At 73.1% G+C, this 24,900-nt stretch carries 26 protein-coding genes and 1 tRNA gene; 10 read left to right on the top strand and 17 right to left on the bottom strand.

What is annotated here, in order from left to right; translation table 11 throughout:
• Nucleotides 1-39: 39 nt before the first annotated feature.
• The 4 genes from ABD944_RS35005 to ABD944_RS34990 form a co-directional block, all read right to left on the bottom strand.
• Complete coding sequence (locus tag ABD944_RS35005; RefSeq protein ID WP_345184227.1) at nucleotides 40-1,203, bottom strand: thiolase family protein; 1,164 nt, start codon at nucleotides 1,201-1,203, stop codon at nucleotides 40-42.
• A gap of 395 nt (nucleotides 1,204-1,598) precedes the next feature.
• Nucleotides 1,599-1,760 (bottom strand): hypothetical protein, encoded by a 162-nt coding sequence (locus ABD944_RS35000; protein ID WP_179278653.1) that lies wholly within the window; start codon nucleotides 1,758-1,760, stop codon nucleotides 1,599-1,601.
• Nucleotides 1,761-1,808: 48 nt separating this feature from the next.
• The gene (locus tag ABD944_RS34995; RefSeq protein WP_345184225.1) at nucleotides 1,809-2,480 is read right to left on the bottom strand and encodes a response regulator; all 672 of its coding nucleotides are present in this window, start codon (nucleotides 2,478-2,480) and stop codon (nucleotides 1,809-1,811) included.
• Entirely contained in the window at nucleotides 2,477-4,165 is a 1,689-nt protein-coding gene (locus ABD944_RS34990; RefSeq protein ID WP_345184223.1) for a sensor histidine kinase, read from the bottom strand. Before ABD944_RS34990 ends, ABD944_RS34995 begins: the two co-directional genes overlap by 4 nt.
• Before the next feature lie 293 nt (nucleotides 4,166-4,458).
• Between ABD944_RS34990 and ABD944_RS34985 the strand changes: the two genes are divergently transcribed.
• Complete coding sequence (locus ABD944_RS34985) at nucleotides 4,459-5,826, top strand: cation:dicarboxylate symporter family transporter (RefSeq protein WP_345184221.1); 1,368 nt, start codon at nucleotides 4,459-4,461, stop codon at nucleotides 5,824-5,826.
• 53 nt (nucleotides 5,827-5,879) lie between these two features.
• Here the strand turns inward: ABD944_RS34985 and ABD944_RS34980 are convergent, their stop codons facing one another.
• The 3 genes from ABD944_RS34980 to purU form a co-directional block, all read right to left on the bottom strand.
• A complete protein-coding gene (locus ABD944_RS34980; RefSeq protein ID WP_345184219.1) occupies nucleotides 5,880-6,455 on the bottom strand; it encodes a hypothetical protein in 576 nt (191 codons plus the stop codon).
• Between the two features lie 84 nt (nucleotides 6,456-6,539).
• Nucleotides 6,540-7,154, bottom strand: a complete 615-nt coding sequence (locus ABD944_RS34975) for a DUF6286 domain-containing protein (RefSeq protein ID WP_345184216.1) — start codon at nucleotides 7,152-7,154, stop codon at nucleotides 6,540-6,542.
• 118 nt (nucleotides 7,155-7,272) lie between these two features.
• Nucleotides 7,273-8,142, bottom strand: coding sequence for a formyltetrahydrofolate deformylase (purU, locus tag ABD944_RS34970; RefSeq protein WP_425550324.1), 870 nt, complete (start codon nucleotides 8,140-8,142; stop codon nucleotides 7,273-7,275).
• 166 nt (nucleotides 8,143-8,308) lie between these two features.
• Here purU and ABD944_RS34965 point away from each other — a divergent pair, with 166 nt between their 5' ends.
• Genes ABD944_RS34965 through ABD944_RS34950 form a run of 4 tightly spaced genes read left to right on the top strand, consistent with a single transcriptional unit; the run spans nucleotide 8,309 to nucleotide 11,569 of the window.
• On the top strand, nucleotides 8,309-9,253 hold the full coding sequence (locus tag ABD944_RS34965) for a CE1 family esterase (protein WP_345184211.1): 945 nt from the start codon (nucleotides 8,309-8,311) through the stop codon (nucleotides 9,251-9,253).
• A 42-nt stretch (nucleotides 9,254-9,295) separates the two neighbouring features.
• Nucleotides 9,296-10,480: an amino acid deaminase/aldolase gene (locus tag ABD944_RS34960; protein ID WP_345184264.1), complete on the top strand. Its 1,185-nt coding sequence runs from the start codon at nucleotides 9,296-9,298 to the stop codon at nucleotides 10,478-10,480.
• 31 nt (nucleotides 10,481-10,511) lie between these two features.
• Nucleotides 10,512-11,183, top strand: a complete 672-nt coding sequence (locus ABD944_RS34955) for an SIMPL domain-containing protein (RefSeq protein WP_345184209.1) — start codon at nucleotides 10,512-10,514, stop codon at nucleotides 11,181-11,183.
• 47 nt (nucleotides 11,184-11,230) lie between these two features.
• Complete coding sequence (locus ABD944_RS34950; protein WP_345184207.1) at nucleotides 11,231-11,569, top strand: anti-sigma factor family protein; 339 nt, start codon at nucleotides 11,231-11,233, stop codon at nucleotides 11,567-11,569.
• Here ABD944_RS34950 and ABD944_RS34945 read toward each other — a convergent pair.
• Nucleotides 11,520-11,828 carry a DUF3618 domain-containing protein gene (locus tag ABD944_RS34945; RefSeq protein ID WP_345184205.1) on the bottom strand — a complete coding sequence of 103 codons (309 nt, stop codon included), beginning with the start codon at nucleotides 11,826-11,828 and terminating at the stop codon, nucleotides 11,520-11,522. The two genes, ABD944_RS34950 and ABD944_RS34945, sit on opposite strands and share 50 nt — an antisense overlap.
• A 153-nt stretch (nucleotides 11,829-11,981) precedes the next feature.
• On the opposite strand from ABD944_RS34945, the gene bcp reads away from it, so the two are divergent.
• Entirely contained in the window at nucleotides 11,982-12,449 is a 468-nt protein-coding gene (bcp, locus tag ABD944_RS34940) for a thioredoxin-dependent thiol peroxidase (RefSeq protein WP_345184203.1), read from the top strand.
• Between the two features lie 54 nt (nucleotides 12,450-12,503).
• Here the strand turns inward: bcp and ABD944_RS34935 are convergent.
• Nucleotides 12,504-12,588: transfer RNA gene (locus tag ABD944_RS34935), tRNA-Leu, on the bottom strand.
• Complete coding sequence (locus tag ABD944_RS34930) at nucleotides 12,551-14,164, bottom strand: MFS transporter (protein ID WP_345184201.1); 1,614 nt, start codon at nucleotides 14,162-14,164, stop codon at nucleotides 12,551-12,553. The genes ABD944_RS34935 and ABD944_RS34930 overlap by 38 nt, the downstream gene beginning before the upstream one ends.
• A gap of 41 nt (nucleotides 14,165-14,205) precedes the next feature.
• Between ABD944_RS34930 and ABD944_RS34925 the strand changes: the two genes are divergently transcribed.
• The 4 genes from ABD944_RS34925 (at nucleotide 14,206) to ABD944_RS34910 (ending at nucleotide 17,915) form a co-directional block, all read left to right on the top strand.
• Complete coding sequence (locus ABD944_RS34925; protein WP_345184199.1) at nucleotides 14,206-14,820, top strand: TetR/AcrR family transcriptional regulator; 615 nt, start codon at nucleotides 14,206-14,208, stop codon at nucleotides 14,818-14,820.
• Nucleotides 14,821-14,978: 158 nt separating this feature from the next.
• Nucleotides 14,979-16,010, top strand: a complete 1,032-nt coding sequence (locus ABD944_RS34920) for an anti-sigma factor RsbA family regulatory protein (protein ID WP_345184197.1) — start codon at nucleotides 14,979-14,981, stop codon at nucleotides 16,008-16,010.
• Between the two features lie 79 nt (nucleotides 16,011-16,089).
• On the top strand, nucleotides 16,090-16,995 hold the full coding sequence (locus ABD944_RS34915; protein ID WP_345184195.1) for an MEDS domain-containing protein: 906 nt from the start codon (nucleotides 16,090-16,092) through the stop codon (nucleotides 16,993-16,995).
• Nucleotides 16,995-17,915 carry an anti-sigma factor RsbA family regulatory protein gene (locus ABD944_RS34910; protein WP_345184192.1) on the top strand — a complete coding sequence of 307 codons (921 nt, stop codon included), beginning with the start codon at nucleotides 16,995-16,997 and terminating at the stop codon, nucleotides 17,913-17,915. Before ABD944_RS34915 ends, ABD944_RS34910 begins: the two co-directional genes overlap by 1 nt.
• 19 nt (nucleotides 17,916-17,934) lie before the next feature.
• Here ABD944_RS34910 and rdgB read toward each other — a convergent pair whose 3' ends face one another.
• From rdgB to ABD944_RS34875, 7 genes are all read right to left on the bottom strand, one after another.
• Nucleotides 17,935-18,549, bottom strand: coding sequence for an RdgB/HAM1 family non-canonical purine NTP pyrophosphatase (gene rdgB / locus ABD944_RS34905; RefSeq protein ID WP_345184190.1), 615 nt, complete (start codon nucleotides 18,547-18,549; stop codon nucleotides 17,935-17,937).
• The gene (rph, locus tag ABD944_RS34900; protein WP_345184188.1) at nucleotides 18,546-19,265 is read right to left on the bottom strand and encodes a ribonuclease PH; all 720 of its coding nucleotides are present in this window, start codon (nucleotides 19,263-19,265) and stop codon (nucleotides 18,546-18,548) included. Before rph ends, rdgB begins: the two co-directional genes overlap by 4 nt.
• A 108-nt stretch (nucleotides 19,266-19,373) precedes the next feature.
• The gene (locus ABD944_RS34895) at nucleotides 19,374-20,123 is read right to left on the bottom strand and encodes an MBL fold metallo-hydrolase (protein ID WP_345184186.1); all 750 of its coding nucleotides are present in this window, start codon (nucleotides 20,121-20,123) and stop codon (nucleotides 19,374-19,376) included.
• A gap of 28 nt (nucleotides 20,124-20,151) precedes the next feature.
• On the bottom strand, nucleotides 20,152-20,991 hold the full coding sequence (gene murI, locus ABD944_RS34890) for a glutamate racemase (protein WP_345184184.1): 840 nt from the start codon (nucleotides 20,989-20,991) through the stop codon (nucleotides 20,152-20,154).
• A gap of 146 nt (nucleotides 20,992-21,137) precedes the next feature.
• Nucleotides 21,138-21,935 (bottom strand): thioesterase family protein, encoded by a 798-nt coding sequence (locus tag ABD944_RS34885; protein WP_345184182.1) that lies wholly within the window; start codon nucleotides 21,933-21,935, stop codon nucleotides 21,138-21,140.
• A gap of 188 nt (nucleotides 21,936-22,123) precedes the next feature.
• Nucleotides 22,124-23,443 (bottom strand): cytochrome P450, encoded by a 1,320-nt coding sequence (locus tag ABD944_RS34880; RefSeq protein ID WP_345184180.1) that lies wholly within the window; start codon nucleotides 23,441-23,443, stop codon nucleotides 22,124-22,126.
• Entirely contained in the window at nucleotides 23,440-24,501 is a 1,062-nt protein-coding gene (locus ABD944_RS34875; RefSeq protein WP_345184177.1) for a terpene synthase family protein, read from the bottom strand. Before ABD944_RS34875 ends, ABD944_RS34880 begins: the two co-directional genes overlap by 4 nt.
• Nucleotides 24,502-24,900: the final 399 nt, after the last annotated feature.

Raw genomic sequence — 24,900 nt, 5'->3', positions numbered from 1 at the left:
ACCGGGAAGCCTAGCCGCCGGACCTGGCCGGACCGTCCGTCAGAGCCGCTCCACGACGGTGGCGTTGGCCAGTCCGCCCGCCTCGCACATGGTCTGGAGGCCGAACCTGCCGCCGCGGTCCTCCAGGGCGTGCAGCAGGGTCGTCATGAGGCGGGCGCCGCTCGCGCCGAGCGGGTGGCCGATCGCGATCGCGCCGCCGCGCACGTTGACGCGCGCGAGGTCGGCGCCGGTCTCGCGCGCCCACGCGAGGACGACCGGGGCGAACGCCTCGTTCACCTCGAACAGATCGACGTCGTCCAGGGTGAGGCCGCCGCGCTCCAGCACCTTCGCGGTCGCGGGGATGATCGCGGTGAGCATCAGCAGCGGGTCGTCGCCGGTCACGGCGAAGGCGTGGAAGCGGGCGCGCGGGCGCAGGCCGAGCCGCGCGGCGACGTCGGCGCCCATGACCAGGACGGCGGCGGCGCCGTCGTTGACCGGGGAGGCGTTGCCCGCGGTGATCTTCCAGCCGATCTCGGGGAACCGCTCGGCCATCCGCTCGTCGCGGTAGGCGGGCCTCAGGCCGGCGAGGATCTCCGGCGACGTCGCCGGGCGGACGGTCTCGTCCCGCTGCCCCGTCCAGGCGACCTCCCGGTCGAACTCGCCGTTCTTCCACGCCTCGGCGGCGCGGCGGTGGGACTCGGCGGCGTAGGCGTCGAGCTCCTCCCGCGACAGGTCCCAGCGCGCGGCGATCAGCTCGGCGCTGATGCCCTGGCCGACGAGCCCGCCCGGGTAGCGCTCGGGGAGCAGCGTCCCGAACGGGTCGCTGCCCGGCAGGACGCTCGACCCCATCGGCACCCGCGACATCGACTCGACCCCGCACGCGATGGCGATGTCGTAGGCGCCGCTCTGCACACCCTGCGCCGCGATGTGCAGGGCCTGCTGGGACGAGCCGCACTGCCGGTCGACCGTCATGGCGGGAACGCTCTCGGGGAACCCCGCGGCGAGGACGGCCGTGCGGGTGATGTTGAGCGCCTGGTCGCCGGCCTGGGTGACCACGCCGCCGATCACGTCGTCCACGGTCCCCGGGTCGATGCCCGCCCGCTCGACGAGGGACGCGAGCGTCCGCGCGAGCAGGTCGGCCGGGTGGTCGCCGTGCAGGAACCCGCCGGCCCTGCCCTTGCCCAGCGGCGTGCGCACCGCCTCCACGATCACCGCGTCCCGCATGGACCCCACCTCCGTTGTGTTTTCCAACTCACTTCGGCAGTATCCGCTCGGCGGGCCGGAGAGCACAATCGGCTCCGCCGGTGAGTTGGATAACACAACTCGGCAGACGAAGACCCGGAGGCCGTCACCGATCGCTGTCGAAGCCGATCGCTACCGCCCCCGGGTCTTCGGGCCGCTCAGCGGGAGGGGCCCGTGCCGTGGTCCGTCTCTACCCTCCATGCGTCGAAGAGCCCCTCGGTGGAGCCGCCCGAGTGTCGTCGGTCGGACAAGCACGCCTCCTCGTTCTCCTCGACGTCGCGTTCCCTTTGGACGTTAGCCCCATAAGCCGACATAGACCCAAAATGGGAGCCCAAGCCGCCGTCAAGCATCGGGACCGCCCCGCCCGACGCGACCGTCTAGCCCTTGTACATCTCCCGCATCTTGCGCGCGGCGTCGCCCGGTTTGCGCTTCGGCCCCTTGCCCGTGGCCTCCTCGCCGCGGCGCGGCCGCTTCTCGCGCTCCGGTTCGGACTCCGCCTTGCCCGTGGGCTTCCCGGGCTTGCCAGGCTTGTCGTTCACGACAACTCCCCCGATGTCGTTCCAACTGTCGGTCCATAGGTACCCCGTCTAACGGGGGTAGAAGCGCACCTCGGGACGGCCGACCTGGCCGTAGTGGGGGCGGCGGTCGGCCAGCCCGTTCTCCGCCAGATACTCCAGATAGCGGCGCGCGGTGACCCGGGAGACGCCGGTGAGATCGGCGGCAGCGGCGGCGGACAGGCCGTCGGCCGCGGACTCCAGCACGCCGGTCACGGCCTGGAGCGTCTCCCCGCTCATCCCCTTGGGCAGCGCGTGGTGGTCGGGGGTCCGGAGCGTGGCGAGCATCCCGTCCACGTCCGCCTGCCCGCTGACCTCCCCCGAGCCGACCGCCTGCTCCCGGAACCGCGCGTACCGGACGAGCTTGTCGCGCAGCGACGCGAAGGTGAACGGTTTCAGCAGGTACTGGACGATGCCGACCGCCACGGCGGTGCGGATCACCGCGAGGTCCCGCGCGGACGTCACGGCGATGACGTCCACGTCCCGTCCCCCGGCGCGCAGCGCGCGGCAGACGGTGAGGCCGTGCGTGTCCGGAAGGTAGAAGTCCAGCAGGACGACGTCGACCTGCGTCCGCTCGCAGAACCGGAGCGCGTCCGCCCCCGAGTGCACGACCCCGGCGACCGTGAACCCGGCGACCCGCTCGACGTAGGTCCGGTGCGCCTCCGCCGCCACCGGGTCGTCCTCGACCACCAGCACCCTGATCACGGCTCGCCGCCCCCGCGCCGGGCCCCGGCGGCCCGCCTCGGCAGGGGCAGCCGGACGGTGAACACGGCGCCGTGGCCGGGGCCGGCCGCGCCCACCCGCACCTCACCGCCGTTGCGGCGGACGGCCTGGCCGACCAGGGCGAGGCCGAGGCCGTGCCCGACCGCGCCGCCGGACGTCTTCGTCGTCCAGCCGCGCCGGAACATCGCGGGCACGGCGGCGGGGTCCACGCCCCGCCCGCTGTCGGACACCTCCAGCACGAGCGCCCCGTCCTCCACGCGGGCGCCGACGCCGACGCGCGGCGGCCGGGCGGCGGCGCCCTCGATGGCGGCGTCGACCGCGTTGTCGATGAGGTTCCCGAGGATCGTGACCAGGTCGCGCGGCTCGATCGCGCCCTCGATCACGGTGTCCTCGCCGATCACGAGCTCCACGCCGCGCTCCCCCGCCTCGGCGGACTTGCCGAGCAGCAGCGCGGCCAGCACCGGCTCGCCGACCGAGCCGACGACCCGGTCGGTGAGCCGCTGCGCGCTCGCCAGCTCGGCGGTCGCGAACTCCACGGCCTGCCCGGGACGGCCCAGCTCCACCAGCGACACCACCGTGTGCAGGCGGTTCGCGGCCTCGTGCGCCTGCGAGCGCAGCGACTCGGCGAACCCGCGCACCGTGTCCAGCTCGCCCGTCAGCGCCTGCAGCTCGGTGTGGTCCCGCAGGGTGACGACGTTGCCCATCACCCGGTCCCCCGACCGGACGGGCGAGGTGTTCACCACGAGCACCCGCGTGTCCCCCACATGGATCTCGTCCGACCGAGGCTCCGCGGACACCAGCGTCGCCACCAGCTCCTCCGGCAACCCCAGCTCCGCGACGTCCCGCCCCTGCGGCTCCCCCCGCGCCCGCCCGGGGATCGCGGCGGACGGGAAGGGGCCGTGGGGGGCGTCCAGGTCGAGGAGGTGTCTCGCGGCGTCGTTGCAGAGGACGACGCGGCCGGTGCGGTCGAGGATGAGGAGCCCTTCGCGGACGGCGTGCAGGATCGCCTCGTAGTACTCGAACATGCCGCGCAGCTCGTCGGGGGCGACGCCGCGGGTCTGGCGGCGCAGGCGGGCGGAGACGAGGTAGCTGCCGGCCATCCCGACGGCGAGGACGGCCCCGGCGACGGCGCCGAGGGCCAGCAGGCGCTGGCGGAGCTCCGCCGAGATCGCCTTGACCGTGATGCCGACTGCGACCAGGGCCACCACGCGGCGGTCGTCGCCGAAGACGGGCGCGACGGTGCGCACGGACGGCCCGAGCGTGCCGGTGTAGGTCTCGGTGAACGTCCGTCCGGCGAGCGCGGGGGCGGTGTTGCCGACGAACGTCCCGCCGATGCGCGCGGGGTTCGGGTGCGTGTAGCGGATCCCGGCCGGGCTCATGATCGTGATGAAGTCGACGCCGGTGTCGTGCCGGACGCGTTCGGCGTAGGGCTGCAGGAGGCGGGTCGGGGCCGGGTCGGCCAGCGCGGCCCGGACGGTCGGGGCGTCGGCGATGCTCGCCGCGACCGCCGAGACGGTCTGGGCGGCGCTGTCGTCCACGGCCCGGCCGGAGTCGAGGAAGGCCAGCGCCGCGCCGGCCGCCACGAGGAGCCCGACGATCGCCGCCTGGAGCACGAGCAGCTGCCGGGCCAGGCTCCAGCGGCCCGGCGCCGCCCATCGAGGACGCACTCCCGCCCCTCCCCCTCGCATCTCGCCGCCACCCCGTCGCACCTTGCCGTGAACGAAATGTACACAAGGGTGACCCCGGTCACAGAACCGCGCATAGTCACGTGGGGACAGACCCCCAGCCCCCGCCCGACCTGCGAGCTCACCTCCAGAGCGGCGCCCACGGTGTGCATGCTCCGGCTCCGGCCGGAGGATGGGCGCCGCCGCGGGGCGGCGGCCCGCCCGCGGATCCGACCGGACCGGGCGGGCGCCGCCCCTCGCACCGATGCCGGGGTCCTGAGCCGAGGAGGTCCCCCGTGGCCCCGTCCGCCTCCCAGCCGGCGCGCGACCGCGTCCACTACCTGTACCTCGCCGTCGTCGCCGCCGTGGTGGCGGGGGCCGTGGTCGGCCTGGCCGCGCCGGACTTCGCGCAGGAACTGAAGCCGATCGGCACCGCCTTCGTCAACCTGATCAAGATGATGATCTCGCCGATCATCTTCTGCACCATCGTCCTCGGCATCGGCTCGGTCGCGAAGGCGGCCGAGGTCGGCCGGATCGGCCTGGTCACCATCGCCTACTTCCTGGTGATGTCGACGCTGGCCCTGGCCATCGGGCTGGTGGTGGGGAACCTGCTGCACCCGGGCTCCGGGCTGCACCTGGACCCGTCGTCCGTCGCCGAGGCGAAGTCGCAGGCCGAGGGCGGCGAGGGCACCACCGACTTCCTGCTCGGGATCATCCCGGACACGCTGGTGTCGGCGCTGACGGAGGGGCAGGTGCTGCAGGCGCTGCTCGTCGCGCTGCTCACCGGGTTCGCGCTCCAGGGGATCGGCCCGGCGGGCGCGCCGATCCTGCGGGGCGTCGAGCACCTGCAGCGGCTGGTGTTCCGGATCCTCTGGATGATCATGTGGGCGGCGCCGGTGGGGGCGTTCGGCGCGATCGCGGCGGTGGTCGGGTCGAGCGGCTGGGACGCGCTGAAGAGCCTCGCCGTGATCATGCTGGGCTTCTACGCGACGTGCGCGGTGTTCGTGTTCGCGGTGCTCGGCGCGGTGCTGTGGGCGGTCAGCCGGATCAGCGTGTTCGCCCTGCTGCGCTACCTCGCCCGCGAGTTCCTGCTGATCCTGTCGACGTCCTCGTCGGAGTCGGCGCTGCCCCGGCTGATCGCGAAGATGGAGCACCTCGGGGTGAGCCGCCCGGTCGTCGGCATCACCGTGCCGACCGGGTACTCCTTCAACCTGGACGGCACCGCGATCTACCTGACGATGGCGACGCTGTTCATCGCGTCCGCGCAGGACCAGCCGATGTCGGTCGGCGCGCAGATCCCGCTGCTGCTCTTCATGATCGTCGCGTCGAAGGGCGCGGCGGGCGTCACCGGCGCCGGGCTCGCCACCCTCGCGGGCGGCCTCCAGTCGCACAAGCCCGCGCTCGTCGACGGGGTGGGGTTCATCGTCGGCATCGACCGGTTCATGTCCGAGGCCCGCGCGCTGACGAACTTCGCGGGAAACGCCGTCGCCACCGTGGTCATCGGCACGTGGACGAAGGAGTTCGACGCCGAGCGGGCCCGCGGCGTCCTGTCCGGCGAGGACCCGTTCAACGAGGACACCCTGCTGGACGACCACGGTCCGGCCGCCGAGCCCTCCGGTTCGCGGAAGGAACCGCTCCCCGCACCCGGCGGCGCACCCGCCTGAGAGGCCCGGCCGCCCGGCGTCGCGCGTCCCCGCTCCGGCGCCGGGCGGCCGGCTCAGGCGGACTCGGGCTGCGGACGGCGCCCGCGCGGGCGCCTGCGGGGCCGCTCGGCCTCGGGCCAGAAGCGGATCACCACCGGGAGGTCGGGCATGCCGACCGCGCGGCGGTACCGCTCGACCGGGCCCGCGCCCAGTTCCCCGTACACCTCGCTCACGAGGGCGTCGCCCGCGCAGGCCACGTTCAGCCGCAGGCGCGGCCGGTCGGCCGTCCCGGTGAGGCGGGCGCGGGCGTCCTGGACGCCGGGCAGCCCGCGCGCGTCCCGGTGCAGGACGTCGGCGGCGGCGCGGGCCCGGGCGCGGGTCTCGGGGTCGAGGTCGGGCCACCGCTGGTGGACGACGGCCCGCACCTGCATGACCAGCCACAGCTGCCCGGCGAGCGCGAGCACCTCCGCGGCGCCCGCCGCGGAGGGCAGGAACCAGCCGGTCTCGCGGGCGAAGCGCGCCAGCGCGGGGTCGAGCAGCGGCCGCCCCGACAGGGCGCCGAACGCGTCGAAGGCGCCGAGGCCGAGGGCGAGGCCGGCCGCGCCGGCCAGCAGCAGCACGGCCCCGGTCACCGCGATCGCGATCCTCATCGTCAGTCCTTCCGTCGGCACCGTCGGTCGTTGCGCAGCACTGCCGGACCTCCCGCGTGCGTGGGCGGCCCTCCCGCCGGCACCTCAGTCCTTCCGCCAGCCGAGGCGGACGTCGACCGGCGGCCGGCGCATCGGCTCGATCCGGTCCAGGCGCGCGTCGACCGCGTCGTGGACGAGGTCGGCGAGGTTCGCCGGGTTGCGGTAGTGGGTGGCGGCCCGCACGAGCAGGCCCCGGCGGAAGAACCCGAGGCCCCGGACGCGGGCGCGCTCGATGCCGGGCACCTCCATCGCCGCGGCCGCGAGCGTGCGGCGCAGCGCGGCGCGGCCGATGACGCCCGCCAGCCGCGGATCGGCGCCCGCCAGCGGCACCCCGCGCAGCTGCCCGGGCAGCGCGGACCAGATGAAGGCCGCCCCGAGAGCGGCCACCGCGCCCGACGCCGCCAGCACGTCCGGATGGTTCCACGCGTGCCGCCGCAGTGCCTCCACCACCGGGGCGACGCCCGGCACCGGGTGGACGGCCGAGCCGAGCGCCCCGGCGAGCAGCTCGATCGCGGCCGTCCCGCCGAACGCGGTCACCAGCAGCGCCGCGGCGAGCCCGGCGAGCGCGCGGCGGGGCCGCAGCTCGCGGACGGCGAGCCGGCGCGCCAGCCGCCTGCCCTGCGCCTCCTCGATCAGCTCCTTGACCAGCGTCTCGGCCATGGCCACCCCCCGTGAGCCTCGGCACCTACGGCTTCGTCACCCATGGTGCGCGAAAGTCACGCGGAGTGAAACACGCCATGCCGACATCTCACGCGTTCATCGGCCGGGAACCCGCAGGTCAGCGGAAGACGACCGTCCGGTCTCCGTTGAGCAGCACGCGGTGCTCGGCGTGCCAGCGGACGGCGCGGGCGAGCGCGAGGCACTCCACGTCGCGTCCCACGGCCACCAGCTCCTCCGGGCTGTGGGTGTGGTCGACGCGCGCGACCTCCTGCTCGATGATCGGCCCCTCGTCCAGGTCGGCGGTGACGTAGTGCGCGGTCGCGCCGATCAGCTTGACGCCGCGCGCGTGCGCCTGGTGGTAGGGGCGGGCGCCCTTGAAGCTCGGCAGGAACGAGTGGTGGATGTTGATGATCGCGCCGGGCAGCTTGGCGCAGAAGTCGTCGGACAGGATCTGCATGTACCGGGCGAGGACGACGAGGTCGGCGCGGTAGTGCTCGACCAGCGTCAGGATCTCGGCCTCCTGCGCGGCCTTTCCTCCCGGCCCGACCGGCAGGTGGTGGTAGTCGATCCCGTACGACTGGGTGAGCGGCCGCAGGTCGGGATGGTTGGACGCCACCGCGACGATGTCGATGTCGAGCAGCCCGGACCGCGTCCGGTACAGCAGGTCGTTGAGGCAGTGCCCGCCCTTCGACACCATGATCAGCACGCGCGGGCGCTCGGCCAGCGGGTGCAGCCGCCACTCCAGCCCGAGCTCGGGCACCAGGGACGCGAAGGCGCCGCGCAGCTCGTCGGGGTCGGTGTCGGCGAGCGCCGCGAACTGCACCCGCATGAAGAAGGTGCCGGTCTCGCCGTCGCCGAACTGCTGGCTCTCGACGATGTTGCACCCGCGCTCGGCCAGCAGCCCCGAGACGGCGGCCACGATGCCGGGCCGGTCGGGGCAGGACAGGGTCAGCACGTACTCGTTCACGGGTTCGCTCACGGGTCTCATTCTTGCCTCGGCGCGGGAAGCGCCAGCTCACGACGGGTCCCTCCCGAGCTTACGCGGCGGCGTCCCCGTCCCGCCGCCGTACCGGCCGGTCGGCCCGGCCGGACGCCGCCGGCCTTGTCTACCCGTGAGTAGTTTGAAGCCCCGCCTTGGGGTTACCTTTGCCCGCATGCGGCGAATCGCGCTCGTGGCGCTGGCGGTCACCCTGGCCCTGGCGGGCTGCACCGACAAGACCGGCGGGAAGGGCGGCGAGGGCGGGAAGGGCGGTCGTCGCCCCGCGACCGTCGACGGCGTCCCCACCTCGGAGGGGACGCACAAGCAGAAGCTCGACGTGGGGACGGTCGGGCACCGCGAGTACCTGCTGCACGTCCCGTCCAAGGTCGCGGACGGGAAATGGAAGGACGGCAGGCCGGCCGACAGGCCCGCGCTGGTCATCGCCCTGCACGGCGGCCTGGCGACCATGGCGAAGATGCGGGACCTGACCGGCTTCGACAAGCTGTCGGACGAGCACGGCTTCCTCGTCGCCTACCCCGACGGGTTCATGACCACGTGGAACGCGGGCGACTGCTGCGGCGCGGCGAAGATCGGGAAGGTCGACGACGTCGGGTTCCTCGGCAAGCTCATCGACAAGCTCACCGGCGCCGGGCTGGCCGACCCGAAGCGCGTCTACGTCACCGGCTTCTCCAACGGCGCCGGGATGGCGTACCGGATGGCCTGCGAGAAGCCGGGCAAGGTCGCGGCGATCGGGGTGGTCGAGGGCGCGCTGGTGACCAGGTGCGACCCGGGCCGCCCGGTGTCGGCGATGATCTTCCACGGGACGGCGGACGGGAACGTCCCCTTCAACGGGGGCGGCGACCGCGACTTCAACGACAAGCGCCCGTTCCCGCCCGTCTCGGACGCGGTGGACTTCTGGCGCAAGGTCGGAGGGCTGCCCCAGCCGCGCGAGCGGGTGAAGGCGCTCAGCGGCGACACCCGGTGCGAGAGCACGGGCAAGGGCGAGCGCGGCGTCGCCGTGACGTTCTGCAGGATCGAGGGCGGGCGGCACCAGTGGCCGAAGGAGGCGAGCCCGATGCTGTGGAGCTTCTTCGCCGCCCATCCGCGCACCGGGACGTGAGATCTTTTCACATTCCCCCGGTAGTGTGGCATCGTGACGAGCATGAACCTCCGGGACCGCTATGACGCCGCGACCGCCGGGCTGGAGGCGCCGTTCGCCGTCGTCGACCTCGCGGCCTTCCGCGCCAACGCCGCCGACCTCGTGCGCCGCGCCGCCGGCAAGCCCATCCGCGTCGCCAGCAAGTCGGTGCGCTGCCGGGCCCTCCTGGAGGACGTCCTCGCGATGGAGGGCTTCGCCGGGGTCATGGCGTTCACCCTCCCCGAGGCGCTCTGGCTGGCCGCCGAGGGCGTCAGCGACGACATCCTCGTCGCCTACCCCACGGCCGACCGCACCGCGATCGCCGCGCTCGCCGCCGACCCCCGCGCGGCCCGCGCCGTCACGCTGATGGTCGACTCCCCCGAGCACCTCGAGCTGATCGAGTCCGCCGCGGGCGACCAGCGCGTGCGGGTCTGCGTCGACATCGACGCCTCGTACCGCACGCTCGGCGGCCGGGTGCGGATCGGCGCGCTGCGCTCCCCGCTGCACACCGCCGCCGACGTCCGGGCCTTCGCCGAACTGGTCCTCAAGCGGCCCTCGCTCGACCTCGTCGGGCTGATGGCCTACGAGTCGCAGATCGCGGGCGTCGGGGACGTGCCGCCCGGCCGGCCCGCGCGGGGCCGCGTCATCCGCGCCATGCAGCGGCAGTCCCGGGCGGAGCTGGCCCGGCGCCGCGCGGCGATCGTCCGGGCCGTCCGGGAGCTGACCGACCTGGAGTTCGTCAACGGCGGCGGCACCGGCAGCGTCGAGACGACGGCGGCCGAGCGCGCCGTCACCGAGGTCGCGGCCGGCTCCGGCCTCTACCAGCCGCACCTGTTCGACCAGTACTCCAACTTCGCCGGACGGCCCGCCGCGCTGTTCGCGCTGCCCGTCGTCCGGCGCCCCGCGCCCGGCGTCGTCACGTGCCTCGGCGGCGGCTACCTGGCGTCCGGGCCGGCCGACGCCGTCCGCCTCCCCCAGCCCTACCTGCCGACGGGCCTGTCCTACAGCGGCGAGGAGGGCGCGGGCGAGGTGCAGACGCCGCTGCTCGGACGCGCCGCCGACCTGCTGTCGGTGGGCGACCGCGTCTGGTTCCGCCACACCAAGGCCGGGGAGCTGTGCGAACGGTTCGACGCGCTGCACCTCATCGAGGACGGCCGGCACGTCCGCACCGTCCCCACCTACCGGGGCGAGGGCCGCACGTTCCTGTGAGCGCCGCCCCCCGACCGTCTAGGTTGGGGGCATGAGCGACGCTCCCATGATCAGTGTCCGCGGCGAGGCGGTGCTGGAGGCCGAGCCGGAGATCGCGCGCCTGTCGGTGCACGTCGAGTCGCAGGAGTCCGACCGGCGCGCGGCCCTCGACCGGCTCACCGAGCGGAACCAGCAGTGCCTCGACCTGGTCAAGTCCTACGGCGAGGCCGTGGAGAAGCTGGAGACGGGCGGCCTGTCGATCACGCCGCTGCTGAAGTACCGGCGGCGCGAGGGCGACATCCGCGCCTACCGCGGCACCGTCTGGATCAAGATCACGGTCAGCGACTTCGCGGTGCTGGGCGAGCTGGTCGCCCGGCTCGGCGACCTGGAGCGCACCTACGTCACCGGGCCGCAGTGGGAGCTGCGGCACGACAGCGAGGTGTACCGGCGGGCCGCGCGGCAGGCGGCGAACGAGGCCGTCGAGCGCGCCCGCGGCTACGCCGAGGCGCTCGGGGCCCGGCTCACCGGGCTGGTGGAGCTGTCGGACGAGGGGCTCGGCCGCGACGGCGGCTCCGGCGGGCCCGTCGCGCTCGCCGCGGCCTACGGGCGCGCGCCGGGCGGCGCGGCCGAGGAGCCCGAGCCGATCGACCTGGAGCCGGAGACGCAGATCGTCCGCGCCACCGTCGAGGCCAGGTTCACCGCGACGGCCCCCGACCTCGGCTGACCCGGCCCCCGCTGAACGGCCGGGCCGCCGCGCCCGTACTCCGGGACGTGGGAGGAACGGAATGCGGGGCGTACCGGACCGGGCTCGGCGTCTACGCCATCGGACGGCTCGCCGGCGCCGAGGCGGACGCGCTGTCGGCGCACCTGGGCGGCTGCCCGCAGTGCCGGGACGAGCTCGACCGGCTGCGCGGCGTCGCCGAGCTGCTCGCCCGCTCCGCCCGGCAGTGGAACGCAGCCGCCCCGCAGCATTCCGGCGGCGCCCCGCCGCGCCCGGGCCCCGCCCGGAAACGCGGAAGCGCCGGCCGCGGACCGCGGACCGGCGCCTCGGGGACGGGGCTCAGCGCCTCCTGCGCCTGCGGCGCCGCAGGACGAGGGCGGTCACGATGACCGCCGCGCCGACTCCGGCGAACACCAGCCGCCGGTCGATCTGAGGACCCTCGCCGTCGTCGTCCTCGGAGGGGCGCACCATCGCGCCGAGGGCCTTGGCGACCTGGTCGGCCTCCTCCTTCAGCCGCTCCGCGCCCCGGTGCGCGACGTTCCTCGGGCTGACCCGGTCGGCGAGCTCGTCGATGGTGCGGGCCAGTTGCCGCCGGCTGCGCTCTATCTCCCGTTCCAGCGCCTCCGGGTCGCGGCTCTTGTCAGCCATGCCGTGTCCTTATCGTGTCGGGCGTACTCGCGCGGGCCGGAACCGTGACGAGCCGAGCGTGATCCGCACAGTCTTGCAGGTCTTCCCGCCGGATGCCCGCCGCACCCCAGCCGGTACCGTTGGACCCACCATCCGAGCGAAAGGCGGGACAGGGTGTCCGAGCGGCTGCAGCCGGGCGACGTCGCCCCCGATTTCGAGCTACCCGACGCCGACGAGACCGCGGTGTCGCTGGCCTCGCTGCGCGGCAAGCGCGTGATCCTCTACTTCTACCCGGCGGCCATGACCCCCGGCTGCACCAAGGAGTCGGTCGACTTCGAGGGAAGCCTGCCCGAGCTGGAGGCCGCGGGCGTCGCCGTCGTCGGCGTCTCCCCCGACAAGCCGGCCAAGCTCGCCAAGTTCCGGGACAAGGAGGGGCTCACGTTCCCGCTCCTGTCCGACCCGGACGCGGAGGTCCTGCAGGCCTACGGCGCCTACGGGGAGAAGAAGCTGTACGGCAAGGCCGTCGTCGGGGTCATCCGGTCGACGTTCGTCATCGACGCCGACGGCCGGATCGAGAAGGCGTACTACAACGTGAAGGCGACGGGGCACGTGGAGCGCCTGCGCCGCGACCTCGGCCTGTAGGCACCGCGCCGGCCCGCGCTCGGCGCGGGCCGGGGTGGGCCGGGGTGAGACCGGTGCGGGCGGGGGGATTCGAACCCCCACGGTGTCACCACCAACAGGACCTAAACCTGCCGCGTATACCTGATTTCGCCACGCCCGCCCGCGCCCTCGTCCGGGCTCCCGTTCGGGCTTCCCTCTGAGGGCGCGTTCAGCTTAGCGTCCTGATCGGCGGGCGCGGGGACGGATTCCGCCGCCTCCCGGCGGGGCGTGCGGTACAGGGCGGCGACGACGACCGCGGTGACGGCGAGCGCGACCGACGCGGTGAGGAACGCCGTCTGGAGGCCGTCGCTGAAGGCCGTCCGCGCGTGCTCGGCGGCCTGCGGGCCGAGCCGCACCGCCGCCGCGACCGACGTCCTCGCCTGCTCGGCGGCCGGGCCCGGCAGGTTCCCGAGGTCGAGGTTCGCGCGGTAGGCCGACTGCAGGAGGCTGCCGAGGACGGCGATGCCGAGCGCGCCGCCGAGCTCCCGGGCCAGGTCGTTCATCGCCGACCCCACGCCCTGCTTCTCGGCGGGCAGCGCGTCGGTGATCGCGGCCGTGGACGGGGTCATGGCGAGGCCCATGCCGGCGCCGAACGGGACGAGGCCCGCGAGCAGCAGCCAGTAGGTGCTGTCCTCGTCCAGCAGCGAGAAGACCAGCATCCCGACGCCGACCAGGAGCAGGCCGGCCGTGATGACGCGGCGCGGGCCGAGCCTCGCGGCCAGCTTCGGCGCGGCGACCCGCGCGGACGGCATCATCGCGAGCGCCATGGGCACGAGGCTGAGCGCGCCCACGAGGGCGCTGTCGCCCTTCACCAGCTGCAGGTACTGCAGGATGATGAAGACGAAGCCGAAGAAGGCGAAGAACTGCACGGTGACGGTGAGGGAGCCGGCCGAGAACGCCCGGATGCGGAACAGCCGCGGGTCGAGCAGCGGGTTCGGCCGCTTCAGCTCCCACCCCACGAACCCGGCGAGGACGACGAGGGCGGCGGCGAGGCCGAGCAGCGTCCGCGCGGAGGCCCAGCCGTGCGTCGGCGCCTCGATGATCGAGTAGACGCCGGCGCCGAGACCGGCCACGGTGATCAGCGCGCCGGTCACGTCGAGGCGCGGCGCGTCCGGCTCGGCCGACTCGGGGACGAACGCGAGCGTCGTGACCAGGGCGACCGCGGCGAGCACCACGTTCATCCAGAACACCGAACGCCAGGTCCAGAACTCCAGCAGGGTCCCCGACACCAGGAGGCCGAAGATGGCGCTGGCCCCGGCGACGCCCGCCCAGGCGCCGACCGCGCGGGTGCGCTCGGCGGCCGGGAACGTCGAGGTGATCGTGGACAGCGTCGCCGGCATGACCAGGGCCGCGCCGACGCCGAGCACGCCGCGCATCGCGATCAGCCATTCCGGGTCGCCGCCCAGCGCCGCCGCGGCCGAGCCCGCGCCGAACACGAGGAGCCCGGCGGTGAGCGCGCGGCGCCGCCCGTAGCGGTCGCCGACGGCGCCGCCGAGCAGCAGCAGGGCCGCGAAGACCAGCGCGTAGGCGTCGATGATCCACGACAGCTCGGTGAGGCCGGCGCGGGTGTCGCGGGCGATGGAGGGCACCGCCGTGTTGAGGGAGGCCACGGCCGACACCACCGTGGCGAGGGACAGCATCACGGCCGGCAGCACCGCTCGGTGGACGGCGCCCGGCCCCTGCTTCGTGGTGTTCATACCTCGACGGTGGCCCCGGCACGCACTATATTTCAACCTTGATGAATAAATCCGGGGGCGGGCGGGGGCGGCGGCGCGGCGGCCCCGACACCCGCGAGGAGATCCTCGCGGTCGCCCGCAGGCGGTTCCTGGCCGACGGGTACGGGCCGGTCACGATGCGGTCCCTCGCCGCCGAGGCGGGCGTGGACGCCGCGCTGATCAGCTACTTCTTCGGCTCGAAGAAGGGCCTGTTCGGCGCGGTGCTCGGGCTGGTCGCCAACCCGCCCGAGGTGCTGGCGGGCGCGCTGCCCGGCGACCCCGCCGAGCTGCCCGAACGCGTCCTGCGCGCGCTGGTCACCGCGTGGGACGACCCGGAGAACGGCAAGCAGCTGCTGCTCATGGTGCGCGCCGCCGTCCAGGACCCGGACCTGAGCCGGCTGGTGCGCGACCTGGTCGAACGCGAGATCGTCGGCCGCATCGCCGACCATCTGGGCGGCCCCGACGCGACCGCGCGGGCCGGGGCGCTGGGCGTCCAGCTCTCCGGGCTGATCTTCGCCCGCTACGTCCTCGCGGTGGAACCCGTCGCCTCGATGCCGCCCGATGAATTAATCCGGTACCTCTCCCCGGGCTTCCGCGCCGCCGTCCACGGTCCTCCCCGCCGCCCCCGGACGCGCTGACCCCGGTAGCGGACATGCCCGCGGCGGGGTTGCGGACGACACTTCGGACGAATCGGGCAGAGAATCCCGGCGCCGCGGGGGCGGGCGTCCTAGGCTGGCCGCGTCCTTTCGCCACGCGCAGCCGGTGACATCATGACCACACGTCTGGCGGTCCCCTCGTGAGCGCCGCCCCCGGGAGCCCCGGCTCCCCGGGCGCCGGATTCACGCACCGCCTGCTGCCCTTCTCCGGGGCGGAGGAGTTCCTCGGCGGCGCGGTGCCGTTCCTGCGCGCCGGCCTCGACGCGGGCGACCGCGTCCTCGCGGTCTGCGGGCCCGGCCGCGAGGCGCTGCTGCGCGACGCCCTCGGACCCGCCGCGGCGGGCGTCGAGTTCACCGAGGCCGCCGCCTGGTACGCGCACCCGTCCCGCACGCTGGCGGACTGCGTGGGCGACGCCTTCGAGACCGCGCGGCGCGGACGCCGGCTGCGCGTCCTCGGCGAGCCCGTCTGGGCGACGCGGCCGCCGCTGGAGGTCGTCGAGTGGCAGCGGACCGAGGCCGTGCTGAACGAGGCGTTCCGCGGCACCGGCGCCGCGATCATGTGCCCCTACGCGGCGTCGCTCCCCGCGTCCGTCGTCGCGGCCGGGCGCAGGACGCACCCCGAGACCGTGCGCGGCGCGCGGGCCCTCCCCAACCCCGGCTTCCTGAGCCCCGCGGCGTACTGCGCCCGGTGCGACGGCGAGGCGCTGCCCCCGCCGCCGGACGGCGCCGAGACCCTGGAGATCGAGCGCCCCGACCTGTACTGGCTCCGCGTGTGGGTCACCGACTTCGCGCGGCGCACACCGCTGCCGGACGGCGAGAGGCAGCGGCTCCTGGTCGCGGTCACCGAGGTGGTCACGAACGCGTTCCGGCACGGCGAGCCGCCCGTCGTCCTGCGCATGTGGACCGACGCCTCGCCTGGCGCCGCCGCCCTGGTCTGCGAGGTCACCGACGGGGGGCGGTGGGAGCCGGGCGGCGGGTTCGGCCTCGTCCCGCCGAAGCCGGACGGCGGTCCGCCCGGCGACGGGTTCGGGCTGTGGGCGGTGCGCCTGCTGTGCTCCTTCGTCCAGATCCGGACGGGCCGGAACGGGACCGCCGTGCGGCTGCTCATCGCCCTGCCGGGCGCGACCACGGCGAACCGGCGAGGCGGCCGCGGCGGCTCGGACGGAGCGTGAGGAACTCCATGCGTTGGGCTTCCAAAGGCACCGGACCGGCGTACGCTGAACAGATCCGCCTCACACCGATGGGCAGGCCATGGACACATCCTGGTTCGCCGAACGCCCCGTAAGCGAACTCCGTCCCGGAGATCACGGCTGGCTGGCCTACAGCAGTCAGGAGGAGCGCGACCGCGTCATCGGGCCCTTCGTCCGGGAGGGTCTGGAGACCACCGAGAAGGTCGTGTACGTCACCGACGTCCCGGTCGAGCGGCTGCCCGGCCTCGGCCCGGGGCGGCCGATCGACGTGGACGCCCTCGTCAGGTCGGGCCAGCTGCGGGTCATCCCGCCGCGGGAGGCGTGCCTCGACCGCCGCGGCTCGTTCGAACCGGCCCGGATGGCCGACACCGTCGCCCGCGAGCTCGGCGCCGCGTTCGGGCAGGGCTTCCGCGCCGTGCGCCTCACCACCGACCACAGCTGGCTGCTGAACGGGCCCGGCGGGCCCGACCTCGGCCCGATGCTCGGCTGCGAGCACCGCGTCGGCGACACCGTCTCGCCGAGCACCATGGCGATGGCCATCTGCCAGGTCGACCGGCGCTCGTGTCCGCCCGCCGCGCTCGCCGCCCTCCGCGACACACACGAGGTCCTCGTGGAAGTGAACCCCGAATTCGACGACGGGATACTGAAGATCGTGCGCACGTTCGAGCCCGACGGGCTCCGCGTCGAGGGCGAGCTGGACGCCGCGCGGCACTCGGTGTTCGCCGAGCAGCTCCGCCGGCTGCGGCCCGGACGCAGCGTCCACCTCGACCTGTCCCGGCTCGGGTTCATCGACCTCGGCGGGCTGCACCTGCTGGCCAAGCACGCCACCCGGCTGCCCGCCGACGCCGCGCTGATCCTCGACCACCTGTCGCCCGACGTCGAGAGCGTCATCGACATGGTCGGCTGGCACCGGCTGCCCGGCCTCGCCCGCGGGCGGCGGCTCGCGGAGACGGAGGGCATCGCCTGATGGCACTGGAGCACAAGGCGTTCATGTACCGGGGCACCGAGGACTTCCTGTCCGTCACCGTGCCCTACCTCGAATCGGGCGTCCAGCGCGGCCAGGTCGTGATCGCCGTCGCCTGCGAGCCCAACCTGACCGCCCTGCGGGACGTCCTCGCCCCGCACGGCGACGCGGTCACCTACTTCGACTCCGCCGGCTTCTACAAGCACCCCGTCCACACGCTGCGCGACTACCAGACCATCGTGAAGCAGAGCGCCCCGCGCACCGTCTGCGCGCTCGCCGAGCCGCTCTGGCACGGGTGGGACGAGCGCCAGACGCTCGAATGGGTCCGGTACGAGTCCCTCATCAACGTGGTCTTCGGCGACTCGGGAGCGCGGGCCCTGTGCCCCTACGACGCCGAGGAGCTGCCGCCCCGCATCCTCGACGAGGCGCGCCGCACCCATCCCCTGCTGCTCGCCCCGGACCACGACGGCGAGAACGGCGACTACATCGACCCGGTGAGGTTCGGGTCCAGTTGCGACGGCCGGCTCCGCTCCGACCGCCCGGCCGGCGCCGAGTACTTCTCCATCGACGGCGACGACCTGCACGCGCTGCGCAGGTTCGTCGGCGAGCGCGCCCTCAGGCACGGCCTGGCCAAGCAGAAGGCGCAGAACCTCGTCACCGCCGCCAACGAGGTCGCCGCGAACGCGCTCCAGCACGGCACTCCGCCGATCGGGCTCTGGACGTGGCAGGACGGCGCCGACCTCGTCTGCGAGATCGGCGACCACGGCTTCTGGCGCCCCGGGCCCGACCCGCTGACCGGCTTCATCCCGCCCGACTCCGCCCTCCAGCGCGGCTTCGGCCTGTGGACCGTCCGCCTCCTGGTCGACCTGATGGAGCTGCGCGCCGGCTGGGACGGCACCTTCGTCCGCCTGCGCTGCGGCTGACCGCCCCCGCGGGCGGGGGTCAGGCCAGGCCGGCGGCCCGGAGGGCGTCGGGGACGATCTCGGCGAGCGCGCGGAAGGCGCGGCCGCGATGGCTGATCGCGTCCTTCTCGGCGGGCGCCAGCTCCGCGGTCGTGCGGGTCCCGCCCTCCGGAAGGAAGATCGGGTCGTAGCCGAAGCCGCCGGCGCCGCGCGGCTCCCGGATGACGGTGCCGTGCATCCGGCCCTCGACGCAGTGCTCGGCGCCGCCCGGGACGACCAGTGCGGCCGCGCACACGAACGAGCCGCCGCGCCGGTCGTCGGCCACGTCGGCGAGCTGGTCGAGGACGAGCCGCAGGTTGGCGGCGTCCTGGTCGCCGGCGCCGAACCGTCCCGACCAGCGGGCCGACAGCACGCCGGGCATGCCGTTCAGCGCGTCCACGCACAGGCCGGAGTCGTCGGCGACGGCGGGCAGCCCGGTGAACGCGGCGATCGCGCGGGCCTTCAGCAGCGCGTTGCCCTCGAAGGTCAGCTCGGTCTCGGGCACGTCGGGGGCGCCGGGGAAGGCGTCGAGGCCGACGACGTCGAGGTCGCCGAGGATCCGGTGCAGCTCGGCGACCTTGCCCTGGTTGCGGGTGGCGAGGACGATCCGGCTCATCGGCCGAGGGCCTCGTTCTGGATGCGGGTCAGCTCGGCGCAGCCGGCGGCGCCGAGGTCGAGCAGCTCGTCCAGCTCCGCCCGGTCGAACGGGGCGCCCTCGGCGGTGCCCTGCACCTCGACGAACCGGCCGTCGCCGGTGCAGACGACGTTCATGTCGGTCCCGGCGGCCGAGTCCTCTTCGTAGCAGAGATCGAGGCGGGGCTCGCCGTCCACGACGCCGACGCTGACCGCCGAGACCGAGGTGATGAGCGGGTCCCCCCGGAGCAGGCGGCGCTCGCGCATCCAGCTCACCGCGTCGGCCAGCGCGACGTAGGCGCCGGTGATCGCGGCGGTGCGGGTGCCGCCGTCGGCCTGCAGGACGTCGCAGTCGAGCTGGACGGTGTTCTCGCCGAGCGCCTTGAGGTCCAGGCACGCCCGGATCGACCGGCCGATCAGCCGGGAGATCTCGTGGGTGCGCCCGCCGATCCGGCCCTTGACGGACTCGCGGTCGTTGCGGGTGTTCGTCGCGCGCGGCAGCATCGCGTACTCGGCGGTGACCCAGCCGAGGCCGCTGTCGCGCCGCCAGCGGGGCACCGAGTCCTGCACGGACGCGGCGCACAGCACCCGGGTCGCGCCGAACTCGACGAGCACCGACCCTTCCGCGTGGTCGAGCCATCCGCGCTGGATGCGGACGGGACGGAGCCGGTCGGGTGCACGATCATCGGGGCGAGCCATGCGCCCACCCTAGCGGGCGGGCCCCCGCCGGACCCGGCCTACCGCCGGTGACGCCGCACTCACCGCGGCGGGCCCCGGAAGCGGACGGCCCCCGGAAGCGGCGGCCCCTCAGAACTCGTAGACGGCGCCGACCTCGGCCAGCTCGACCGGGCCGCGGAACCCGCTGGCCTTCGCCTCGGAGAGCGTCTCGGACGGGTCGTTCCACGGCAGCAGGTGCGTCAGGACCAGCCGCCCGACCCCGGCCCGCTCGGCGTGCTCGCCGGCCTCCCGTCCCGTCAGGTGCATGTCCGGCGGCAGGTCCGGGCGGTCGGCGAACCCCGCCTCGCACAGGAACAGGTCGGAGTCGCGGGCCAGCCGGACCAGGTCGTCGCTGTGGCCGGTGTCGCCGGAGTAGGTCATGACGCTGCCGCCGTGCTCGATCCGCAGGCCGTACGCCTCGACCGGGTGGTTCATCAGCGCGGTGGTGACCGTGAACGGGCCGATGGGCACCGGCCCCGGCTCCAGCGGACGGAAGTCGAAGGTGGCGGTCATCTCCGGGTTCGGTTCCAGCTCGTACGCCTTGATCATGTGGTCCGCGGTGTCGCGGGGGCCGTACACCGGGATGCGCGGCGCCGGGCCGTCCGGGCAGTACGTCCGCGCGATCCAGTAGACGGTGAGGTCGAGGCAGTGGTCGGGATGCAGGTGCGAGATGCAGATGGCGTCGATGTCCAGCAGGCCGTGGAAGCGCTGGAGGCTCCCGATCGCGCCGTTGCCGATGTCGACGAGCATGGAGAAGCCGTCCGCCTCGACCAGATAGCTGGACGCGGGGCTGTCCGGCCCTGGGAAACTGCCGGAACAGCCGATCACAGTGACCCGCACGCTCACTCCTCCTCCGCGGTCCGAGGAATCAGGTCGTCAAAGCCTTGCTCAACGTGCTCTCCACCGAACCGATCTCCGGCCCGAGGAAGCGTCGGCCGAGCTCGGCGAACACGGCGGGGTCGCCGGTGGCGCGGAACCGGTGCCGCGGCCGGGGCGTCGCCTCGGCGCGGGCCAGTCCCCGATCGTGCAGCACTCGGTACACGTCCTTGGCGGTCTCGTCGGCGCTTGAGACCAGTGTGACCCCGTCTCCGACCACATACGAGATGACGCCGGTCAGAAGCGGGTAGTGCGTGCAGCCGAGGATCAGGGTGTCGCAGCCCGCGTCCACGATCGGGCCCAGGTACTCGCGGGCGGCGTCGAGGAGGTCGTCGCCCATCGTCACGCCCGCCTCGACGAAGTCGACGAAGCGGGGGCAGGCGGCGCTGACCAGCTCGATGTGCGGCGCGGCGGCGAACGCGTCCTCGTAGGCGCGGCTGTTCACGGTGGCCTCGGTGGCGATGAGGCCGACCCGCCCGTTGGAGGTGGCGCGCGCCGCGCGCCTGGTCGCGGGGTTGATGACCTCCACGACCGGGACGTCGTAGCGTTCGCGGGCGTCGCGCAACATCGCCGAGCTGGCGCTGTTGCAGGCGATCACCAGCATCTTCACGCCCTCGTCGACCAGCTCGTCCAGCATCTCCAGCGCGAACGCGCGGACCTGGGCGATCGGGCGCGGGCCGTACGGCTGGCGGCCCGAGTCGCCGAGGTAGACGATCGGCTCGTTCGGCAGCTGGTCGAGGATGGCGCGAGCCACCGTGAGGCCCCCGAAACCGCTGTCGAAGATCCCGATGGGCGCGTCGGGGAGGCCGTCCCCCCGGGATGGATCTGACATGGTGCACAAGGCTAGGCGACATGGCCCCGCCCGGGTGTGTCATGCGTTGGACATCACACCGTCACACGCTGGAAAACCGTCCAGCTCACGCCGCCGGCGCATGATCCGGTGGTTCGGCGGTCCGAAACGCCGGTGCGCCGCGCCGGCTAGGAGCGGGCGAGGGGGACGCGGGCGATCTGCCGGCTCTGTGCCACGAGGCGCCCGGCGGCGTCCCACACCTCGACCTCCTCGTCGAACCAGCCGCCGGCGAGGAGCCGTCCGGTGCCGTGCACGGCGAGCCACCCGGGCGCCGGGACGGCCCGCATGTGCCAGGTCAGCTCGACGGTCGGGGCCCAGCCCTGCGCGCCGAGGTTGAGCGCCACGGGCGGCAGCGCGTCCACGGCGAGGGCCAGGGAGTAGCCGTCGGGCTCCTGGCCGCAGCCGTGCCGGAACCAGGCGCGGATGTCCGGGCGCCCGCTCGGCCGCCCGTCCAGCCAGCCCATCGTCTCGGGGTCGAAGCGCATGTCGACCTGGTCGGCGAACCCGCCGCCGGTGGCGGCGGGCGGCCGGAACCCCGTGCACTCCTCCAGCGGCGGCAGCGCGGCGGGCGGCCCCGCGGCGAAGTCGGGCTCGGCGGACGGGTCGAGCGTGCCGGTGGTGATCAGGGCGTCCACGACGGGACGGCCGTCCTGGACGAGGGTGACGAACGACGAGGCGGCCGTGCGCCCCACCTTGCGGGAGTCGACGACCAGCTCGGCGGGGCCGGCCTTGGCGACGCGGTGGAAGTTCGCCGCGGTCGAGACCGGGTGCTCGTGCGGGGAGGCGTCCACGGCGGCGCGGGCGAGCACGGCCATCAGGTAGCCGCCGTTCAGCGCCTGGGCGATGCCGTAGCCCCCGTCCAGGACGGCCTCGTACCGGCCCTCACCGACGGGCTTCACCGCGGTGGAGTCCCCGAACCCGCTCATCCGCACTCTCCCGGGACGATTCTAGAATCACGTTCGAGTACGCACTCTACCCCGGCCGCCTGGGGCGTGCGTGAACCTGGCCGTCCTCGCCGGGCAGAGTCCGAACCTCGTGCAGCGCAGTAAAACGGTATCGCGGCCCGGCGCCGGCGATTACCGGCCGCGAACTGGCGCGCCTTATCAGTCGGCGTTCAGTTTCCGCAGGGCCCGGTTTCGTTCTGTCGCCCCTGCGCCTGTCGACGCTCCACCCTCATGTGAAGCTTGGTGGGCACAAGGGTCGCCGAAGGACGCACCGCCGTCTCGCCCGCCGGGAGAAGGCGATAGCGTTCAGCGATCGTCTGGACGACCGCGACCATTTCGGTAGTGGCGAATCTGGCGCCGATACAGTTGTGCGGTCCTGCGCCGAACGTGAGAAACGCGTACGGAGAGGGTGCCGGAGACGCCCCGGGTTCCCACCGTTCAGGACGGAAAGCATCAGCTGATTCATAGATCTCCGGAGAACGATGAAGCAGGTACGGGCTGAAGAACACGAGGGATCCGACGGGAAGTTCACAAGGCCCCAGGTTGAGAGCCTTCACGACGCGACGCGGAATGAGCCACGCCGGTGGGTAGATTCTCAGCGCCTCCTTGATCACCCACCCGAGGTACTCGCCGTCTCCTTCGGTGGCCGCGAGGTGGACCCTGGCTTCGACCTGCGGGTGCCCGGCGAGCAGGTGCCAGACCCAGCACAGAGCGTTGCCGGTGGTCTCGGTGCCGGCGAGCAGTAGATTGATCGCATCGTCACAGACCCGCGCCTGTGCCTCCGCATCGTCGCCGTAGGCGCGAATGAGAAGGTGGATCAGGTCGTCGCCAGATCGATCCTGGCGCGAGCGCTTCGCCACCAGTTCGGCGATGCCCGTGCGCAGCCGACGGGTCGCACGACCGAACTCCTGGTTCGCGGGAAGCGGTATTCGCTCCAGTACGGGAAACGGGTTCAAGGCTCGCCACGTCAGGCCGTTGAGAATCCGTGGCAGATCCTGCTGAACCGTCAGGGTGGTCCGTTCTCCTGGAACTGTCGAACAGAGGGTTCGTGCGGCGACGTTCAGGGAGATGCTGCGCATGGCATCATCGACGGCGACGATCTCGCCGTCTTTCCAGCCATCGATGGCTTCCAACGTCGCCGCTCGCATCAAAGTGGTGTACGAGTCCACCCGGTCGTGATGGAAGACGGGCTGAAGCAGACGGCGACGATCTCTGTGCGCCGGGCCTCTGGCGAGGGAGACGGCATCGCCCAGCAACGGTCGGAGCCTGTCATATTGGGCGCCCTTGTCGAAATGCGCGACATCACGGATCAGTATGCGGCGGATCAGTTCCACATCGTTGACCACGAACACCGAGGGCCCGGGCAGGTTGATCCGGCTGACCGGAGCGCCGGCCGACTCACGGGAAAGATATGCCAGAGGATCTCGAACGAAGGAGGCGAGGTTGGCGAGCTGGCGCAGCTTTCCCGGCAGTGCGGCCACGGCCTTCATGATTGCTCCGCAGCGACCTGAGCGCCTGCGTCCTGCCGTTTCAGGCCAAGGCTCGCGAGCGCATTCGGTTGAATGCTGTCCGCGCCAAAGCGTGCCTGTGCATAGCGTTCGTTGTCGGTGGACCAGGCGAAGCTGCCGCTGATCCAGTCATGCATTCCCTGGATGAAGTTGCGAAGATCAAGGGCCTTCTCATCGGAGATGCCGCGGTGAGTTCGCCACTGGTCGAGGCCGGAACGGTATCTTTCGAAGTCGGCCACCCGCACGGCAACCATGTCGATAACCTCGTTCCGGCAGGCGTCCATTGTGCCGCCGCGCTCGGCATGGAGCACGACGATGAGGTTCGGCGTGCGTTCCTGCACGTCCACCTCGAAGGAGAAGACGTCGTTTCCCCAAAGAGCGATGTCACCCAGTGCATCCATCAGTCGGACCACGTAGGGGTCTTCGTGAAGCGTGACCGGCAGTTCGAAGTCTCGGCTCACCTCCACCAGCGCCATCGCCTCCTTGATTCCGCCGTACGCCCTACGGCGTTCGATGAAGGTCGCGACGTCGGGCGGCCTCTCGGCCTGGCGCATGGCCGCCTCCCAACGGCAGCCGTCCAGGTAGTCGGCCACCGTGGACACGTACCGCCGCCGCCAGTCGATGGACCGCGCAGCGGCCATCTGGTGCCAGACTTCAAGGAATGCGGCGCCGAACGGCTGCAAATGAGCAACCGCCTGCGTCGCGGCGGCCGAATCCGTCGACAGTGTCGAGAGCAGCGCCGCACTGGCGTTTTCGAAGGCGGCCGGGTTCTCCAGGGGCAGTTGTTCCAGCTGATCGTCGAAGATCGCCCAGGTGAGGAGCCATTCGGCCAGCAGTGTGAGCGTGGTGCGACTCGAGTGCGGATAGACGCGGGCGGCGAGATCGCCGAAGTTCGACCGATCGTAATGGCGCATCGCCGCCGGCGTGCTCAGAAGGCCGTGACGGCGCGCGAAGCTGCGCACCTCCCGCTCAGCATCGGGTCCGTAGGGGCTGGGCTGTGAAGGGAATCGCTGGGCGATTGCTGCGAGGGCGGAATGCATGATGGCCCCTCGAAAGAATGTGACACAAAAACGATCGTGATGTTTCCGATTCCGAACGTCGAAACCCAGGAGTCGAGGCGCATTCGACTGACCGCACGGTGCAACGCACCTGCGATCCAGGCGATGATCTCGTTACAGGAAGCCTGCGGTTACCCAATTAAGCTGTTGACTAGGAAGGCCAGTGCGTCGCGGTGGGTCACGCCGCCACCTCCTCCGCTTGGGCGGTCCGCTGGTCATTCATCTACCGACCGCTGGACGGCAGGGGCCCGCGTTCTCGAAGTTCAGGCCTCGGTGTCCGGCTCTGGGGGGATGAATGCCGATGTGAGGGCGCGACCGTCCGGAATCACGAAGCTTGCAGGGACTTCATGATCTTTGGGGGAGGTCATGCCCCTTCTGTCC

The organism is Actinomadura verrucosospora (assembly GCF_039540335.1).
In the GTDB taxonomy this organism is placed as follows: Bacteria; Actinomycetota; Actinomycetes; order Streptosporangiales; family Streptosporangiaceae; genus Spirillospora; species Spirillospora verrucosospora.
This window is presented reverse-complemented; position numbering and strand designations above follow the sequence as displayed.

Bases quoted from the DNA above. Each gene is read 5' to 3' on its own strand.
- ABD944_RS34965 (WP_345184211.1), top strand. From the start codon at position 8,309: ATGCGGCGAATCGCGCTCGTGGCGCTGGCGGTCACCCTGGCCCTGGCG.
- murI (WP_345184184.1), bottom strand. From the start codon at position 20,991: ATGTCAGATCCATCCCGGGGGGACGGCCTCCCCGACGCGCCCATCGGG.
- purU (WP_425550324.1), bottom strand. From the start codon at position 8,142: ATGAGACCCGTGAGCGAACCCGTGAACGAGTACGTGCTGACCCTGTCC.
- ABD944_RS34980 (WP_345184219.1), bottom strand. From the start codon at position 6,455: ATGAGGATCGCGATCGCGGTGACCGGGGCCGTGCTGCTGCTGGCCGGC.
- ABD944_RS34955 (WP_345184209.1), top strand. From the start codon at position 10,512: ATGAGCGACGCTCCCATGATCAGTGTCCGCGGCGAGGCGGTGCTGGAG.
- ABD944_RS34875 (WP_345184177.1), bottom strand. From the start codon at position 24,501: ATGCATTCCGCCCTCGCAGCAATCGCCCAGCGATTCCCTTCACAGCCC.
- ABD944_RS34915 (WP_345184195.1), top strand. From the start codon at position 16,090: ATGGACACATCCTGGTTCGCCGAACGCCCCGTAAGCGAACTCCGTCCC.
- ABD944_RS34975 (WP_345184216.1), bottom strand. From the start codon at position 7,154: ATGGCCGAGACGCTGGTCAAGGAGCTGATCGAGGAGGCGCAGGGCAGG.
- rdgB (WP_345184190.1), bottom strand. From the start codon at position 18,549: ATGAGCCGGATCGTCCTCGCCACCCGCAACCAGGGCAAGGTCGCCGAG.
- ABD944_RS34910 (WP_345184192.1), top strand. From the start codon at position 16,995: ATGGCACTGGAGCACAAGGCGTTCATGTACCGGGGCACCGAGGACTTC.
- ABD944_RS34925 (WP_345184199.1), top strand. From the start codon at position 14,206: ATGAATAAATCCGGGGGCGGGCGGGGGCGGCGGCGCGGCGGCCCCGAC.
- ABD944_RS34880 (WP_345184180.1), bottom strand. From the start codon at position 23,443: ATGAAGGCCGTGGCCGCACTGCCGGGAAAGCTGCGCCAGCTCGCCAAC.
- ABD944_RS34945 (WP_345184205.1), bottom strand. From the start codon at position 11,828: ATGGCTGACAAGAGCCGCGACCCGGAGGCGCTGGAACGGGAGATAGAG.
- rph (WP_345184188.1), bottom strand. From the start codon at position 19,265: ATGGCTCGCCCCGATGATCGTGCACCCGACCGGCTCCGTCCCGTCCGC.
- ABD944_RS34930 (WP_345184201.1), bottom strand. From the start codon at position 14,164: ATGAACACCACGAAGCAGGGGCCGGGCGCCGTCCACCGAGCGGTGCTG.
- ABD944_RS34885 (WP_345184182.1), bottom strand. From the start codon at position 21,935: ATGAGCGGGTTCGGGGACTCCACCGCGGTGAAGCCCGTCGGTGAGGGC.
- ABD944_RS35005 (WP_345184227.1), bottom strand. From the start codon at position 1,203: ATGCGGGACGCGGTGATCGTGGAGGCGGTGCGCACGCCGCTGGGCAAG.
- ABD944_RS34960 (WP_345184264.1), top strand. From the start codon at position 9,296: ATGAACCTCCGGGACCGCTATGACGCCGCGACCGCCGGGCTGGAGGCG.